General features: G+C 70.9%; 10 protein-coding genes. 1 reads left to right on the top strand and 9 read right to left on the bottom strand.

What is annotated here, in order from left to right; genetic code table 11:
* Positions 1 to 158: 158 nt before the first annotated feature.
* The 5 genes from LL648_RS14770 to LL648_RS14750 all read right to left on the bottom strand — a co-directional run bounded on the left by LL648_RS14770 (position 159) and on the right by LL648_RS14750 (position 9763).
* Positions 159 to 1613 (bottom strand): glutamate synthase subunit beta, encoded by a 1455-nt coding sequence (locus LL648_RS14770; RefSeq protein ID WP_232663090.1) that lies wholly within the window; start codon positions 1611 to 1613, stop codon positions 159 to 161.
* Complete coding sequence (gene gltB, locus LL648_RS14765) at positions 1606 to 6141, bottom strand: glutamate synthase large subunit (protein WP_232663089.1); 4536 nt, start codon at positions 6139 to 6141, stop codon at positions 1606 to 1608. Before gltB ends, LL648_RS14770 begins: the two co-directional genes overlap by 8 nt.
* Before the next feature lie 446 nt (positions 6142 to 6587).
* Positions 6588 to 6947: a VOC family protein gene (locus LL648_RS14760; RefSeq protein ID WP_232663088.1), complete on the bottom strand. Its 360-nt coding sequence runs from the start codon at positions 6945 to 6947 to the stop codon at positions 6588 to 6590.
* Entirely contained in the window at positions 6944 to 7792 is an 849-nt protein-coding gene (locus LL648_RS14755; protein ID WP_232663087.1) for a MerR family transcriptional regulator, read from the bottom strand. Before LL648_RS14755 ends, LL648_RS14760 begins: the two co-directional genes overlap by 4 nt.
* Positions 7793 to 7945: 153 nt before the next feature.
* Complete coding sequence (locus tag LL648_RS14750) at positions 7946 to 9763, bottom strand: ABC transporter ATP-binding protein (RefSeq protein WP_232663086.1); 1818 nt, start codon at positions 9761 to 9763, stop codon at positions 7946 to 7948.
* A gap of 90 nt (positions 9764 to 9853) precedes the next feature.
* Here LL648_RS14750 and LL648_RS14745 point away from each other — a divergent pair, with 90 nt between their 5' ends.
* Positions 9854 to 10561: a (2Fe-2S)-binding protein gene (locus LL648_RS14745; protein WP_232663085.1), complete on the top strand. Its 708-nt coding sequence runs from the start codon at positions 9854 to 9856 to the stop codon at positions 10559 to 10561.
* Here LL648_RS14745 and LL648_RS14740 read toward each other — a convergent pair.
* The 4 genes from LL648_RS14740 to LL648_RS14725 all read right to left on the bottom strand — a co-directional run bounded on the left by LL648_RS14740 (position 10504) and on the right by LL648_RS14725 (position 15938).
* A complete protein-coding gene (locus LL648_RS14740; RefSeq protein WP_232663084.1) occupies positions 10504 to 11160 on the bottom strand; it encodes a DUF998 domain-containing protein in 657 nt (218 codons plus the stop codon). The two genes, LL648_RS14745 and LL648_RS14740, sit on opposite strands and share 58 nt — an antisense overlap.
* A gap of 1535 nt (positions 11161 to 12695) precedes the next feature.
* Entirely contained in the window at positions 12696 to 13661 is a 966-nt protein-coding gene (locus tag LL648_RS14735; protein WP_232663083.1) for a carbohydrate ABC transporter permease, read from the bottom strand.
* Positions 13658 to 14557 (bottom strand): carbohydrate ABC transporter permease, encoded by a 900-nt coding sequence (locus tag LL648_RS14730; RefSeq protein WP_232663082.1) that lies wholly within the window; start codon positions 14555 to 14557, stop codon positions 13658 to 13660. Before LL648_RS14730 ends, LL648_RS14735 begins: the two co-directional genes overlap by 4 nt.
* A 7-nt stretch (positions 14558 to 14564) precedes the next feature.
* Positions 14565 to 15938 (bottom strand): ABC transporter substrate-binding protein, encoded by a 1374-nt coding sequence (locus LL648_RS14725; protein ID WP_232663081.1) that lies wholly within the window; start codon positions 15936 to 15938, stop codon positions 14565 to 14567.
* Positions 15939 to 15951 lie beyond the last annotated feature (13 nt).

The raw sequence follows: 15951 nt of genomic DNA, 5'->3' as shown, positions 1-15951 counted from the left end.
AGCACGGCCCCGCGGATGCGTGCGCAAGGCACTCCCGACCGCCCGGCGGGCCGGGCCGCGCCCAGCACGGATTCACACCCCTCGTCGCGGCCCGGAGAGTCATGGCGGACTTTCCTGAACTCGCTACGACCCGCTGCGGCCGGTCAGGCATCGGCCGGTCAGACGAGCGGCCGGTCCGTCGGCGCGATCGGTTTCGGCAGCACGTCGCGGCCCGTCAGGTAGGCGTCGACCCCGGCGGCCGCGGCGCGACCCTCCGCGATGGCCCAGACGATCAGCGACTGCCCTCGGCCCATGTCGCCGGCGCTGAACACGCCGTCGACCGACGTCATGAACTCGCCGTTGCGGGCGACGTTGCCACGCGCGTCGAGCTCGACGCCGAGGTCGGTGAGCAGCCTGCCCTTCTCCGGCCCGACGAAGCCCATGGCCAGCAGCACGAGCTGCGCCGGCAGCTCCTGCTCCGTGCCCTCGACCGGGACGAACCGGCCCTCGGCATCGCGGATCACCTCGACGATCCGCAGCGCGGCCAGCTTGCCCTCGGCGTCGGCGACGAACTCGGTGGTGTTCACCGAGAACAGCCGCTCACCGCCCTCCTCGTGCGCCGAGGAGACCCGGTAGACCATCGGGTAGGTCGGCCAGGGCATGCCGACGGTGCGCTTCTCCGGCGGCGTGGGCATGATCTCCAGCTGCGTGACCGACGCCGCGCCCTGGCGGTGTGACGTCCCGAGGCAGTCGGCCCCGGTGTCGCCGCCGCCGATGATCACGACGTGCTTGCCCTCCGCCGTGATCGGCGGCGCGTCGATATCGCCCTGCTGCACGTGGTTGGCCCACGGCAGGAACTCCATCGCCTGGTACACGCCCTCGACCTCGCGGCCCTTCGCCGGCAGGTCGCGCCACGCGGTCGCGCCACCGGCGAGCACCACGGCGTCGAAGTCGGCGCGCAGCTGCTCGGCGGTGACGTCGACACCGACGTCGACGGACGCGCGGAAGAGCGTGCCCTCGTCGACCATCTGCTTGAGCCGCCGGTCGAGCCGCGACTTCTCCATCTTGAACTCGGGGATGCCGTAGCGCAGCAGCCCGCCGATGCGGTCGGCGCGCTCGAACACCACGACGTCGTGCCCCACCCGCGTGAGCTGCTGCGCCGCGGCGAGCCCGGCCGGGCCCGAGCCGACGACGGCAACCTTCTTGCCCGTGCGGGTGGTGGGCCGCTGCGGCGGCACCCAGCCCTCTTCCCAGGCGCGGTCGATGATCTCGATCTCGACCTGCTTGATCGTCACCGCGTCGTCGTTGATCGCCAGCACGCAGGCCGCCTCGCACGGGGCGGGGCAGAGCGTGCCGGTGAACTCCGGGAAGTTGTTCGTCGCGTGCAGGCGCTCGGCGGCCTCCCGCCAGTCCTTGCGGTAGACGAGGTCGTTCCACTCCGGGATGAGGTTGCCCAGCGGGCAGCCCTGGTGGCAGAACGGGATGCCGCAGTTCATGCAGCGGCCCGCCTGCTTCTCCAGGTCCTTCTTCGGGAAGTCCTCGTAGACCTCGCGCCAGTCCATCAACCGCAGGTCGACGGGGCGGCGCTGGGGGGTCTCGCGCGGGGTGGTCAGGAATCCCTTCGGGTCACCCATGTGCCGCCTCCATGATGGCCTCGTTCACGTCGCGGCCGTCGCGTTCCGCGGCCTCGCGGGCCTGCAGCACCCGCTTGTAGTCCTTCGGCATGACCTTCCCGAAGCGGCCCAGCGCCTGCTCCCAGTCGGTCAGCAGCGTCCTGGCCACCGCCGAGCCCGTCTCCGCGTGGTGGCGCTCGACCGCCTCGCGCAGGAACTCGCGGTCGGCGTCGTCGAGCGGGTCGACGTCGACCATCTCCGGGTTGACGCGGTTGCGCGGCAGGTCGAGCACGTATGCGACGCCGCCGGACATGCCGGCCGCGAAGTTGCGCCCGATGCCACCGAGCACAACCACCTTGCCGCCGGTCATGTACTCGCAGCCGTGGTCGCCCACTCCCTCGACGACGGCCAACGCGCCCGAGTTGCGCACGCAGAACCGCTCGCCGACCACACCGCGGACGAAGATCTCGCCCGACGTCGCGCCGTAGAGGATGACGTTGCCGGCGATCACGTTCTCCTCGGCGACGAGCGGCGCCGACGGGTCGGGCCGCAGCGTGAGCCGCCCACCGGACAGGCCCTTGCCGAAGTAGTCGTTGGTGTCGCCGACCAGCCGCAGCGTGATCCCCTTGGGCACGAACGCGCCGAAGCTCTGCCCGGCCGAACCGGTGAGCGTGACGTCGATCGTGTTGTCGGGCAGGCCCTCGCCGCCCCACCGCCGGGTCAGCTCGTAGCCGAGCATCGTGCCGACCGTGCGGTTGACGTTGCGCACCGGCAGGTCGAGCCGCACCTTGTCGCCGGAGGACAGCGATCCCTCGCAGAGCTGGATGAGCGTGTTGTCCAGCGCCTTGTCCAGCCCGTGGTCCTGGCTCTTGGTGCGCAGCCGCGCGGTGCCCGGCTTGAGCTCCGGCATGTGGAAGATCGGCGAGAGGTCGAGCCCCTCGGTCTTCCAGTGCCGCACGGCGTCGTCGGTGTCGAGCATCTCCGCGTGCCCGACGGCCTCGGCGACCGAGCGGAACCCGAGCCGCGCCAGGTACTCGCGCACCTCCTCCGCCACGAACCGCATGAAGTTGACGACGTACTCGGGTCGACCGTCGAAGCGCTTGCGCAGCTCCGGGTTCTGCGTCGCGACCCCGACCGGACAGGTGTCGAGGTGGCAGACACGCATCATGATGCAGCCGGAGACGACGAGCGGCGCGGTCGCGAAACCGAACTCCTCGGCGCCCAGCAGCGCGGCGATGACGACGTCACGGCCGGTCTTGAGCTGCCCGTCGGCCTGCACGACGATGCGGTCGCGCAGCCCGTTGGCCAGCAGCGTCTGCTGCGTCTCGGCCAGGCCGAGCTCCCACGGGCCGCCGGCGTGCTTGATCGACGAGAGCGGCGAGGCGCCCGTGCCGCCGTCGTGCCCCGAGATGAGCACGACGTCGGAGTACGCCTTCGCGACCCCGGCCGCGACCGTCCCGACGCCGACCTGGCTGACCAGCTTCACGTGGATGCGGGCCTTCGGGTTGGCGTTCTTCAGGTCGTGGATGAGCTGCTTGATGTCCTCGATCGAGTAGATGTCGTGGTGCGGCGGCGGCGAGATCAGCCCGACGCCGGGCGTCGAGTAGCGGGTCTTCGCGATCCAGGGGTAGACCTTCGCCCCCGGCAGCTGTCCGCCCTCGCCCGGCTTCGCGCCCTGCGAGATCTTGATCTGCAGGTCGTCGCTGTTCACCAGGTACTCGCTGGTGACGCCGAACCGACCGGACGCCACCTGCTTGATCGCGGAACGCCGCGAATCGCCGTTGGGGTCCGGGGTGAACCGGTCGGCGTCCTCACCGCCCTCACCGGTGTTCGACTTGCCGCCGAGCCGGTTCATGGCGATCGCGAGCGTCTCGTGCATCTCCTTTGAGATCGACCCGTAGGAGATGGCGCCGGTGGCGAACCGCTTGACGATCTCGTCGACCGACTCGACCTCGTCGATCGGCACCGGCGGGCGCATGCCCTCCTTGAACCGGAAGAGCCCGCGCAGCGTCATGAGCCGCTGCGCCTGCTCGTCGACGGAGCGCGTGTAGTCCTTGAAGACGTCGTAGCGGCCCTGGCGGGTCGAGTGCTGCAGCTTGAACACCGTCTGCGGGTTGAACAGGTGCAGCTCGCCCTCGCGCCGCCACTGGTACTCGCCGCCGACCTGCAGCGAGCGGTGGTTCGGCCGCACGTCGTCGGCCGGGAACGCCCTGCGGTGCTGCTTGAGCACCTCCTCAGCGAGCACGTCGAAGCCGACTCCGCCCAACCGCGAGGTCGTGCCGGCGAAGCACGAGGTGATGACGTCGTGCCCGAGCCCGATCGCCTCGAAGATCTGGGCGCCGGTGTACGAGGCCACCGTCGAGATGCCGATCTTCGACATGGTCTTGCGGACGCCCTTGCCCAGCGCCTTCACCAGGTTGCGGGCCGCGGTGGCCGGGTCGACGCCGGGGATGTCGCCGCGCTCGGCGAGGTCCTCCACGGTCGCCATCGCGAGGTACGGGTTGACCGCGGCGGCGCCGTAGCCGAGCAGCAGCGCGATGTGGTGCACCTCGCGCGCGTCGCCCGCCTCGACGATCAGCCCCACCCGGCTGCGCGTCTTCTCCCGCACCAGGTGGTGGTGGACCGCGCCGGTGAGCAGCAGCGACGGGATCGGCGCGAAGTCCTTCGTGACCCCCCGGTTGGAGAGCACGATCAGCCGCGCGCCGTCCTCGATCGCCTCCGAGACCTCGGTGCAGATCTCCTTGAGCCGGCGCTCGAGCCCCGAACCGCCCTCGGCAGCCCGGAACACGCCCTTGGCGGTGACGGTCTCGAAGCCCGGCAGCTCGCCGTCGTCGTTGATGTGGATGATCTTGGCGAGGTCGTCGTTGCCGAGCACCGGGAACGGCACGACGACCGTGCGGCAGTTCGCGGGCGAGGCGTCGAGCAGGTTCTGCTCCGGCCCGAGCAGGCTGCGCAGCGAGGTGACGAGCTCCTCGCGGATCGCGTCCAGCGGCGGGTTCGTGACCTGCGCGAACAGCTGGATGAAGTAGTCGAAGATCTGGCGGGGGCGCTCGGAGATCGCCGCCAGTGGAGCGTCGTTGCCCATCGAGCCGATCGGCTCGGCCCCGCTCGCCGCCATCGGCTTGAGCAGGACGTTGAGCTCCTCCTCGGTGTAGCCGAACGACTGCTGGCGGTGCGTGATCGCCGCGTGGTCGAACACCTCGCGCTCGCGGGCGGGCAGCTCGTCGAGGTGGATGAGGCCGGCGTGCAGCCAGTCGGCGTACGGGTGCTCGGCCGCCAGCGCGTTCTTGACCTCGGCGTCGTCGACGATCCGGCCGGCCTCGGTGTCGACGAGGAACATGCGGCCCGGCTCCAGCCGACCCTTGCGCACGACCGCCGACGGCTCGACGTCCAGCACGCCTACCTCCGAGGCGAGCACGACCGTGCCGTCCTCGGTGACCCAGTACCGGGCGGGACGCAGACCGTTGCGGTCGAGCACGGCGCCGATCTGGGTGCCGTCGGTGAACGCGACCAGCGCGGGCCCGTCCCACGGCTCCATCAGCGTGGAGTGGAACTCGTAGAACGCCCGTCGGGCCGGGTCCATCTCCTCGTGGTTCTCCCAGGCCTCCGGGATCATCATCAGCACCGCGTGCGGCAGGCTGCGCCCGCCGAGGTGCAGCAGCTCCAGCACCTCGTCGAACGTCGCGGAGTCGCTGGCGTCGGGCGTGACGATGGGGGACAGGCGCGTGAGGTCGCCCGGGATCAGCGACGAGCGCAGCAGCGCCTCGCGCGAGGCCATCCAGTTGCGGTTGCCGCGCAGTGTGTTGATCTCGCCGTTGTGCGCGACGTACCGGTACGGGTGCGCCAGCGGCCACGCCGGGAACGTGTTGGTGGAGAACCGGGAGTGCACGACGGCGAGCGCGGTGATCACCCGCTCGTCGGACAGGTCCGGGTAGAACGCCTCGACCTGCGGCTCGGTCAGCATCCCCTTATAGACGAGGGTGCGCGGCGACAGGCTCGGGAAGTAGGTGCCGGTGGCGTGCTCCGCGCGCTTGCGCAGGCAGAAGGTCTTGCGCTCCAGCTCGATGCCGGACTCGCCCGCGTTGCCGGCGACGAACAGCTGGCGGAAGCCCGGCATCGCAGCGCGGGCCGTGGGGCCCAGGTCGGCCTTGTCCGGGTCGACGGGCAGATCGCGCCAGCCGAGGACCCGCAGGTCCTCCTCTTCGGCGATCTTGTCGATCTCGGCGACGGCCGCGTCGGCCGCATCGTCGTCGGCCGGGAGGAACGCGATGCCGACGGCGTACTCGCCGGCCGCGGGCAGCTCGAAGTCGACGACCGCGCGGAAGAACTCGTCGGGGACCTGGATCAGGATGCCCGCGCCGTCCCCGGTGTTCGCCTCGCTGCCGCGCGCCCCGCGGTGTTCGAGGCGCAGCAATGCCGTGATCGCTTTGCGGACGATGCCGTGGTCGCGGCGACCGGCGAGGTCGGCGACCATGGCGACGCCGCAGGCGTCGTGCTCGAAGTCAGGGGCGTAGAGCCCCGCCGAGGTACCCGCTGTGTTCGCAGCCAAGAGTGCCTCCTGTCGTCTCGGTGCACCCCGACAACTGGCATCGGGACGACGTGTGGTGGGAAGAGGGTAGACGCATCAGCCGTCCGGGCGCCTGTTCTGAGCCGAACGGGGGCATGCGTGAGTGCCTGGTCCGAGCGGTGCAGGCCTCCCGGGCGGCGTGTCGCCTGGGACGGGCCGGCACGACGACCGGACGCCGTCGTGGGGCGTCGGCCGGCTGTACGCACGGGCGCGAGCGCACGCAGCAGCGGGTGCGGTTTCGCGTTTCGACAATGTTGCATGCTGGGCCCGCAATTCGCCAGTGAGAGCGGGCGTGACCAACTTGACCTGCTATGAGGTCTGCAGCAACCGTCGGCGGCGGGTATCGTATACGGCTTTCCCGAGCGCCGGACGTGGCGAACGTCGCTTCCCGGACGACCTTACCCCTGCTTCTCTTCCCACCCGTCGCGTTACTCCGAGGGTTGTTGCGCGACGCAGAACTCGTTCCCTTCCGGATCGCGGAGAACGGCCCACGCGTGGCCGTGTTCCGCGACGTCGCGCAGGTGCGTGGCGCCGAGCCCGACCAGCCTCGTCACCTCGGCGTCCCGGTCGGGCGCGACCAGGTCGACGTGCATGCGGTTCTTCGCGGTCTTGCCCTCCGGGACCCCGCCGAACAGCCAGCTGGTGGCGGTGGCGTCGCCCATCCCGATGCTGGCGAAGTGGACGGATCCGTCGGGGTCGACGGGCCGGTCGAGCACCGCTGACCAGAAACCGGCGAGCGCGGCGGCGTCGGTGCAGTCGAACGTGATGTTGGCGAGTGCGCTGGTCATGATCGGTTCTCCTTGTGGACAGGTGGGTGGACAGGTGGCTGGATCGGCCAATGGATCTCGGTGCGGAACCGCTCGGGGTCGTCGGTCTCGCCGAAGCTGACGACGTACACCTCGCGGACGGGGGAGTTGCGGGGCTCGGCATGCTCGGCCACCCAGGCGCCGAGCTGCCGGTAGGTGTCGGCGATGGACGGGTAGTCGCCGGCGTGCACGAGCACGGCGACCTGCGCGGCCGGCACCTCGCTGATGACGACCCCGCCCGGCGGCGCGCCGGCCGGCCGGGCGATGGGGAGGTAGGCCTCCACGTCGTCCAGCTCGCCGAGCAGCTCGGGCGGGTAGAGCGCGCCGGGCGGCCCGGTCGGCGCGATGCGCAGCTGTTCGGCGGCGGCGCCGAGCCGGCCGTAGGCCTCGTCGAGGAACTCGGCGAAGTCGGCCTCCGTCACCTGCCCGCGTACCGCGAGCGTGTGCTGGTGCGGCTCGTCGCGGACGTGCACGGGCGTGTGCGCGGCCGGCGCGTCGAGGCCCTCGTGCAGCTGCGCCACGATGCGCGTGACATCCGCGAGCCGCTCCCGCATCGTCACCTCGTGCGCCTCGAGGACCTCCGCGGTGACCTGCGGGTCGCGCGCGTGCACCACCCGTCGCACCTGCTCGAGCGGCAGGTCGAGCGACCGCAACCGCGAGATGACGGCCGCGTCGATCAGCTGCGACGTGTGGTAGCTGCGGTAGCCCGTCGCCGGGTCGACGCGGGCCGGCACGAGGATGCCCGACTCGTGGTAGACGCGCAGCGCCTTGATCGAGAGCAGGCTCGCGCGCGAGAACGCGCCTATCGCTAGCAGTCCGTCGGTCACACGACCGATCCTGGACTCTCCCTCAGGGGGAGAGCCAAGACCCGATCGTGCAAGTGACCCGACGGGTGGGCTGGGGAGGGCAGGAAAGCCACTTTCCTGCCCTCTGCGGGCCGGAAAGTGGCTTTGCTGCCCTCGGGTGCGGCTTCCAGGCTGCTACCCGGTGGTCACCCGCTCGTCGTCGCTTGCCGTCTCCGGCTCCAGGAAGCCGCCGGACTGGTGCTCCCAGAGCCCCGCGTACACGCCGCCGCGGGCGAGCAGCTCGCTGTGGCTGCCCCGCTCGGCGACCTGCCCGCGCTCCAGCACGACGAGCTGGTCCATCTGCGCCACCGTGCTGAGGCGGTGGGCCACCACGAGCGCCGTGCGGCCCTCCATCAGCCGCCACAGCGCGTCCTGGATCAGCACCTCGCTGGCCGAATCCAGCGCGCTGGTGGCCTCGTCGAGCAGCAGGATCGGTGCGTCGCGCAGGATCGCCCTGGCCAGGGCGACCCGCTGGCGCTGCCCGCCGGAGAGCTTCACGCCGCGCTCGCCGACGAGCGTCTCGAAGCCTTCGGGCAGCCCGTCGACGAACTCGGTCACGTGCGCGGCCTCGGCCGCCCGCAGGATGTCCTCGTCGGACGCCCCCGGCCGCCCGAACGCGATGTTGTCGCGCAGGGTGCGGTGGAACATCGTCGGGTCCTGCGGGACGTACGCGATGAGGCTGCGCAGGTCGGACTGGCGCAGCGCGGCGATGTCCTGGCCACCGATGGTGATCCGGCCGCCGTCGACGTCCATCATCCGCAGCAGCAGCCGCGAGAGCGTGGTCTTGCCGCCGCCGGAGCGCCCGACCAGCCCCGCTCGGGTGCCGCTCGGCACCACCAGGTCGAGACCGGTGAAGAGCGGCAGCCCGCCCGCGTGGGTGAAGTCGACCGCCTCGAACCGGACGTCGGCGACGGCGCGGCGCACCGGCTCGGGGGCCGGCTTGTCGAGCACCGTCGGCGGGATCTCCAGCAGCTGGGTGAACTGGGCGGCCTCGGTCACGCAGCTCTCCAGCTGCCGGTAGATCTGGTTGAAGCGGAACAGGATGCCCGAGGCGTTCCAGAAGTACATGAAGGTCACGAGGATCGCCTCGACGCCCACCCGGCTGGCGAGCCCGACCGCGATCAGCAAGCCGGTCGCATTCATGACCGCCGAGATGCCCGAGACCAGCGTGTCGATCCGCAGGTTCGCGTAGTCCCACGAGCGGATCATCTTCCGGCGGTAGTCGGCGATGCGGACCTTGTGCTCGTCGGCCTCGCGCTCCTCCGCGGCGAACGCGCGGACCGTGTCCATGTTCGACAGCGTGTCGGCGACGTGCCCGGACACTCGGGCGCTGGCCGCCTCCCGCTGGTCGACGAGCCGCTGCCGGCGCCTCACCAGCGGTGTGACGACGAGCCCGGTGACGGCGATGAGCCCGACCAGCACCACGACGAGCATCGGGTCGTACTGCCAGAGCACCACCGACGCGAAGATCAGCGGCACGAACTGGGTCATCACGTGGAACACCAGCGCGTCGACGAACGGCTCGAACCGCGAGGCAAAGCTGAGCACGCGCTTGGTGAGCGATCCCGCGAAGTTGTTGTGGAAGAACGTCGCGTCCTTCGCCAGCAGCTCGTCCATGCCGACGGCGTAGAGGTGCTCGACACCGCGGGCGGCGAGCCGGTTGAGGCCGTGGAAGCCGACGCGCCAGAGCGCTTCCGAGACCAGGATGATGCCGGCGAGCGTGGCGGCGGCCCAGAACGCGGCATCGGCCGGCAGCTGTCCGTTGGTCGCGACGAACCGGCCGGCCAGTCCGGCGATCACGAGGGGGGCGATGTAGGAAAGCCCGATGGTGCCCAGCGCGGGCATCAGCAGCGCGGGCAGGGCGGCCCAGCGGTTGCGAAGGATTTCGTCTCGGTAGAAGCGCAGCGCCAAGATGACGGCGGATCTTTGCGGTTGGGCATGCGGGGTGGTCATGTCCGTCCTCTCTCCCACGAGATGATGACTCCGGGAGCGGGTGCGGCGCGAGCGAGTTTCCCGCCCACAACGGACGGTCGGGAGGGCATTTTGGACGGAGCTGCGCTGCTGAGCGATGTCGCCGCGTTCGGGCCGTTCTTCGTCGTCGGGACGAACCCGGCCGAGTCCGCGGACCCCACGTGGCGACCGTTCGCCGACCTCTACGCCGATCCGGCGCACCTCGCGGATCGGATCGCGCACGTCCGCCGCACGCTCGGCTCCGACGACCGGGTGGCGGCGTCCATCGCGTTCCAGGGGCTGGCCACGCTGCTGGTCTCCGCGCCGCTCGCGGCCGTCGTGGCGCACAGGGAGCTGCCCGTGCTCACGCCCACGACGCTGCACTGGCGCCCGGCGGCGTCCGGGACGTGGCCGCTGTGGTGCGCCGAGCCGGTCGCCGAGGCCGCCCCCGACCCGGCCGGCGCACTGGCCGGCGCGCTCGTCGAGCCGCACCTGGAACCGCTGGTCGCGGCGGTGCGGCGGCAGGTGCCGGTCTCGTCGCGGGTGCTGTGGGGCAACGTCGCGTCGTCGGTGGCCGGGGCCCGTCGGATGATCGCGGCGGCCCGCCCGGCCCTCGCCCCGCGCGCGGCCGAGGTCGCGGCCGCACTGCTCGACACCGGCGTGCTGCGCGGCACCGGAGAACTGCTGCCGCCCGGCACGCCGGATCGGATTTGGACGTTCCGGCGCCGCTCTTGCTGCCTCTTCTACCGGGTGCCCGGGGGCGGCCTCTGCGGCGACTGCGTGCTCTCGGCGCGCAGCTGAGCGAGCGCGAGCGCGGCGAGCCACGCGAAGCCGACGACCAGCGCGGCGCGCTGCATCAGCCCGCCGTACGGCATCAGGGTCGGGCTCTGCGCGAACCCCATCCCGGCCAGCACGAAGAACGCGAAGAACGCCACCGCCGTGCCCGCGCTGCACCAGGCGACCCGCTTCGCGCCGCGCTGCAGCGACCGGAACGCGTGCACGAGGCACGCCACCGGCACCCCGAGGAACAGCAGAGCGGAGAACCCGTCGTGCAGGTGCCCGCTCGTCGTGCGCGGCGGCGCCGGGGGAGTGCCGGGCGGGTAGCCGTTGATCGGGTCGCACGTCCACAGCCCGGCGCCGATCAGCCCGGCGCCCACGACCGCGACGAGCACCGGCACGACGATCCCGTCGCGCCGCAGCCCGACGGCGGACGCGACCAGCAGCGCGCCCGTCACCAGGAAGCTCACCGACTGCACCCAGCCGCCGGGCCCGATCGCCAGCGAGCTGACCGGATGGCGCAATGGGTCGTAGCCCGGCCGCAGCAGGCCCTCGACCAGGAAGACCACCACGAACAGCACCGGTCCCACGACGCCACACCAGTGGAGCGCCCTCGTCGGCATGGATGCAGTATGCATCCCGGACCGCGGGTACGCCGGAAGGGCGCGCCCCGACGTGCCGACGGTGTCTGGGGTCGGTGAGAGTGCCGGGAAAGTGGCTTTCCCGGCAACGCGTGCTTCCCGCACCCGTCCACCTATCGCACGCGCCCGTCGTCGCTGCGGAAGGTCAGGCAAGTCCGCCGCGGCCCTCCGGACCGCCACGAGGGATGAGGATCCGTGCTGGGCGCGGCGCCGGGTGCGCGGCTGCGGTGGGGTCGGTGAACGAACGGCACATTCGTCCATACCTAGTGGACGAAAGTGCCGTTCGTTCGCTTCCCGCCCGGCGGGTGGGCGGGGGTGCCTGGAAAGCCACTTTCCTGGCGTGTGGGCAGCCACGAGGACTGGGAACCCGTGTCGGGTGCGTCGCGGTGGACGAGGTGGGTGCGCGAACAGCGGGCGCAGGGCGCGCTCGTGCACAGTTGGTGCCTTCGTGCACACGTTCGAACCTGTGCACGGCGAGGCGAACCTGTGCCCGAGCAACTCCCGCGGCTCGACCCGGGCCGCAACAGCCAGCTGCCCTCTCACCCCTCAGGTGAGCTGCGCGAACGGCGCTTTCGAACGATAGGTTGGCCCGAAAGTTCCGTTCGCGCGCTTCCGGTGCTCGCCGATGCGGGTGTGCTCATCAAGTTGAGTGTGCTGAGGCTGCCGCGACAGCCGTCAGCACACTCTCGATAGGCCAGCACCAGGTACAGCGGTCGCGGTCGGCCAGGGTCGGGCGGCTTCACGAGACGGCTCATCCGCCGCCACGTTGCAAGTCCGCCACAAGGTTCCATGTCGCGGACGGGCGCAGGGTCAGCGCGCACTCGCTCACGTGTCGCATTGAACGACTGCGAGTTGATCGACCATGATCACCAGCTTGGTGCACGAACCGACCAAGAAAATGGGTCGTCCACGCGCCGAGACGGTGATCATGAGCCCGTCCCCGAAGCCCGCCGACCTACCCGCGAGCAGGATGCGTGCGCAACGCACACGTTGCCGGGAAAGCCACTTTCCTGGCGCCACAGGACAGGAAAGTGGCTGTCAGGTGAATCGCCGCTAGCCCTGGTTCGACGTTGCACACCGTCGACACACCTTGCACATGGCCGGCCATGTGCAACGCACACCCACGGTATGCAACGTCGACCCCACCCGGTCCCACGACGAGCCCGAGGTCGCCTCATGGAACCTCGTGGTTGATCCACAGGGCTGCGTGACAACCACACGGTTCCATGTGGCCCACGAAGCGGTCGGCCACCTGCCCCGGGGTGCAGGTGGAGGGCAGGAAAGCCACTTTCCTGCCCTCACAGGGCCTGAAAGTGGCTTTCCTGCCCTCGCGTGCGCAACGCACACCTCCCAGCCCCAGCACGGCCCCGCGGATGCGTGCGCAAGGCACTCCCGACCGCCCGGCGGGCCGCGCCGCGCCGCGCCGCGCACGGATTCACATCCCTCGTCGCGGCCCGGAGGGTCATGGCGGACTTTCCTGGCACCCCGGCCACCGGCCGGGCGGGCCGGTGCTACCCCTACCCCTTCAGCGCCCCGCTGAGCCCGGCGCTCTTGAGGAACGTGCGCTGGAAGACGAGGAACAGCACCACCGGGATGAGCGCCGAGATCATGAGCGCCGCGAGCAGGACGTCCAGCTCGATGGAGCGGGCGAGGGTCGGCAGCCGCACGGAGAGTGGTTGCACCGCCGGGTCGGGCAGCACCAGCAGCGGCCAGAGGAAGTCCTTCCACGCCGCGATGAAGGCGAACACCGAGATCACGCCGAGGATCGGGCGCGACATCGGCAGCAGCACCGACCAGAAGATCCGGGTCGGCCCCGCGCCGTCGATCCGGGCGGCCTCGAAGACCTCATGCGGCAGGTTGTCGAAGAACCGCTTCGCGAGCAGCACGTTGAACGCGTTCGCGCCGGCCGGCAGCCACACCGCCCAGAACGTGTTGATCAGCGACGTGCCGAGCAGCGGCGGCGAGAGGATCGTCAGGTAGAGCGGCACCAGCAGCACCACCGAGGGCACGAACAGCGTGCTCAGCACCAGCCAGTACAGCACCGGCCCGTAGCGCGGCCGCAGGATCGCGAGCGCGTACCCGCCCGTGGTCGCGACGACGATCTGCACCAGCCACGCCCCGACCGCGACGATCATGCTGTTGGCGAAGTGCAGGTCGATGTTCACGTCGTTCCACGCCGTCGCGAGGTTGGCGAGGTCGATGCCGCTCGGGAAGAGCGCCATCGGGTCGCGCAGCGTGTCCTGGGTAGTACTGACCGACGCCTTCACCAGCCACAGCAACGGCCCCAGCCCGACCAGCGCGAGCAGGGCCAGCAGCAGGACGTGCGCCAGCCGCAGCCCCGTCCCGAGCAGCGGCGTGCGCCGCTCGGCCGCGGAGACGATCCCGCGGTTGCCGGGATCGGCCGGCTCCCGCCGCCTGCGCAGCGGCGACGGCGGCGGCACCGCGGACGCAGTGGCCTGGCGTTCCGTGGTGGTTGCGCTCATGACGTGCTCCAGGACCGCGTGAGCCGGAAGTAGACGGCCGAGAGGACGGCCAGAAAGGCCGCGAGCAGCAGGCTGAGCGCGGTCGCGGCGCCGTAGTCGCCGCCGAGGCTCGACGCGAACGCGTAGTCGTAGATCAGCAGCAGCACGGTGATCGTCGAGTTGGCCGGCCCGCCGCCGGTGAAGAGGAACGGTTCGACGAACACCTGCGCCGTCCCGATGACCTGCAGGATCAGCGTCACCAGCAGCACGCCGCGCAGCTGCGGCATCGTCACGTGCCACACCTTGCGCCAGACGCCGGCGCCGTCGACCTCCGCCGCGTCGTACAGCTCGGGTGGGACGCCGAGCAGTGCGGCCAGGTAGATGATCACCGTGCCGCCCGCGGCCGCCCACGTCGCCTCCAGCACGAGCGAGGGCATCGCGGTCGCCGCCGACTGCAGCCAGCTGAACGGCCCGATGCCCACCCACGCGAGCATCGTGTTGAACACACCCTCCGGCCGGGCGTCGTAGAAGAACTTCCACATCAGCACCGCCACCACCGGCGGCACGACCACCGGCAGGTACGCCAGCGCGCTGTAGAGTCCGCGCCACCGCCGCACCTCGCTCATGACCACCGCGGCGACCAGCGGGATCGGGTAGCCGAACAGCAGCGCGAGCAGCGCGAACCAGCCAGTGTTGCGCACCGCCGTCCACAGCAGCGGGTCGGAGAACACCGTCTCGAAGTTCTCCAGCCCGACGAACACGGGTGCGGTCACCAGGTTGGTCTGCTGCACGCTCATGACGGCCGCGCGCACGATCGGGAACCACGAGAACACCCCGAAGACCACCAGCAGCGGGAGCAGGAACAGCAACGTCGAGAGCCCGCCGTCGCCGGCCCAGCGCCGCACCCGTGTCAGCATCGCCCGATCAGCCCCTGTCGAGGATCGACTGCACCTCGGCATCGGCGTTCGCCAGCAGCGCGTCGATGTTCGCCGCGGGGTCGGTCAGTACCGCCTGCACGACGCTGTCGAGCACCGCGTACATCTCCTGCGTGTGCGAGACGGGCTCACCGGCGAGCTCCTGCTCGAAGATGCCGTTGGTGAACGAGGTCATCTGCGCGACGGGGACGTTGACGTACGGCTTGATCCACTCGTCGTACTGGCTGAGCGTCGCCTTGTCGAAGACCGGGAGCTTCGGCACGCCGACGGGCTGGTCGCTCGCGGCGAGCGTCTTCGCATCGAGCTCCGCAGCGTCCTTCTTGGTCAGCTTCGCCATGTAGTAGAAGTCGATCCACTTCGCGGCCGCGGCCTGCTGCTCGGGCGTGGCCTTGACGTTCACCGCCGCGAGCGTCCCGCCGCCCAGCAGCCCCGACTGCGCGCCCGGGACGAGCGGCAGCACCGCGAGCCCGTAGTCGGCGGGGTTGATGTTGTTCTGCTGCTTGAGCGAGGTGTAGACGTCGGAGCCGCCCATGTACATGCCGATCTTGCCGGCGGCGAACTCCTGGTTGATGCCCGACCAGTCGAGCAGGAAGTTGCTGCCCATCGAGTTGTCGGTCCAGCGCATGTCGCGCAGCAGCCCGAGCGCCGCCTTCGCGCCGGGGTTGTCGATGGTCGCCTCGACCTTCTCGCCCGCGGCCACCTGCATCCGCCCGCCGTGCGCGTACGTCAGCGTCGTGAGCATCCAGCCGCCGGTGTTCTCCTGCGTCATCTGCGCGTAGCCGGCCTGGCCGGTGCGCTCGGCGATCTGCTTCGCGTAGTTCCGGACGTCCGCCCACGTCGTCGGCGGCTTCTCCGGGTCGAGCCCGGCCTGGGTGAACAGCGTGCGGTTGTACTGCAGCCCCACGCCGTACGCCTCGGTCGGCACGGCGTAGATGCGCCCGTCGTCGGACCGGCCGGCCGCGAGCACTGTCTTGTTGAACTTGTCGGCGTAGCCGAACGACTTCACGTGGTCGGTGATGTCGGCCAGCTGCCGCCGCTCCACGAGGCCCTTGCCGTCGGTGAACGGCACCGTGAACACCGTCGGCAGGGTGCCGCCGGCCAGCTGCGCCGTGAACGTCGGGCCCGTCCACTCGTACTCCTGCGACGTCACGTCGGTGTCCGGGTTCGCGGCCTCGAACTGCGCGACCTGCGCCTCGAACGCGTCGAACGCGGCCTTCTCGCTGCCCGGTTTCAGGCTCACCACCGAGATCGCGGTCTTGCCGCCCGCCGCGGGCGGCTGCGCGGTGCCGCCGCACGCGGCGAGCACGCCGGCGACGGCGAGCACCGCCGCCGCGGCCGTCGCGGACTTCCGGATGGACCCCATCGTCGCTCCCTCT

The organism is Pseudonocardia sp. TRM90224 (assembly GCF_021245725.1).
Classification (GTDB): Bacteria; Actinomycetota; Actinomycetes; order Mycobacteriales; family Pseudonocardiaceae; genus Pseudonocardia.
Note: the sequence above shows the minus strand (reverse complement) of the source record. Positions and strands in the feature narration are given on the sequence as shown.

Excerpts from the sequence above, each read along its gene's own strand:
- LL648_RS14770 (WP_232663090.1), bottom strand. The coding sequence starts at position 1,613 with ATGGGTGACCCGAAGGGATTCCTGACCACCCCGCGCGAGACCCCCCAG.
- LL648_RS14760 (WP_232663088.1), bottom strand. The coding sequence starts at position 6,947 with ATGACCAGCGCACTCGCCAACATCACGTTCGACTGCACCGACGCCGCC.
- LL648_RS14750 (WP_232663086.1), bottom strand. The coding sequence starts at position 9,763 with ATGACCACCCCGCATGCCCAACCGCAAAGATCCGCCGTCATCTTGGCG.
- LL648_RS14740 (WP_232663084.1), bottom strand. The coding sequence starts at position 11,160 with ATGCCGACGAGGGCGCTCCACTGGTGTGGCGTCGTGGGACCGGTGCTG.
- LL648_RS14735 (WP_232663083.1), bottom strand. The coding sequence starts at position 13,661 with ATGAGCGCAACCACCACGGAACGCCAGGCCACTGCGTCCGCGGTGCCG.
- LL648_RS14730 (WP_232663082.1), bottom strand. The coding sequence starts at position 14,557 with ATGCTGACACGGGTGCGGCGCTGGGCCGGCGACGGCGGGCTCTCGACG.
- LL648_RS14725 (WP_232663081.1), bottom strand. The coding sequence starts at position 15,938 with ATGGGGTCCATCCGGAAGTCCGCGACGGCCGCGGCGGCGGTGCTCGCC.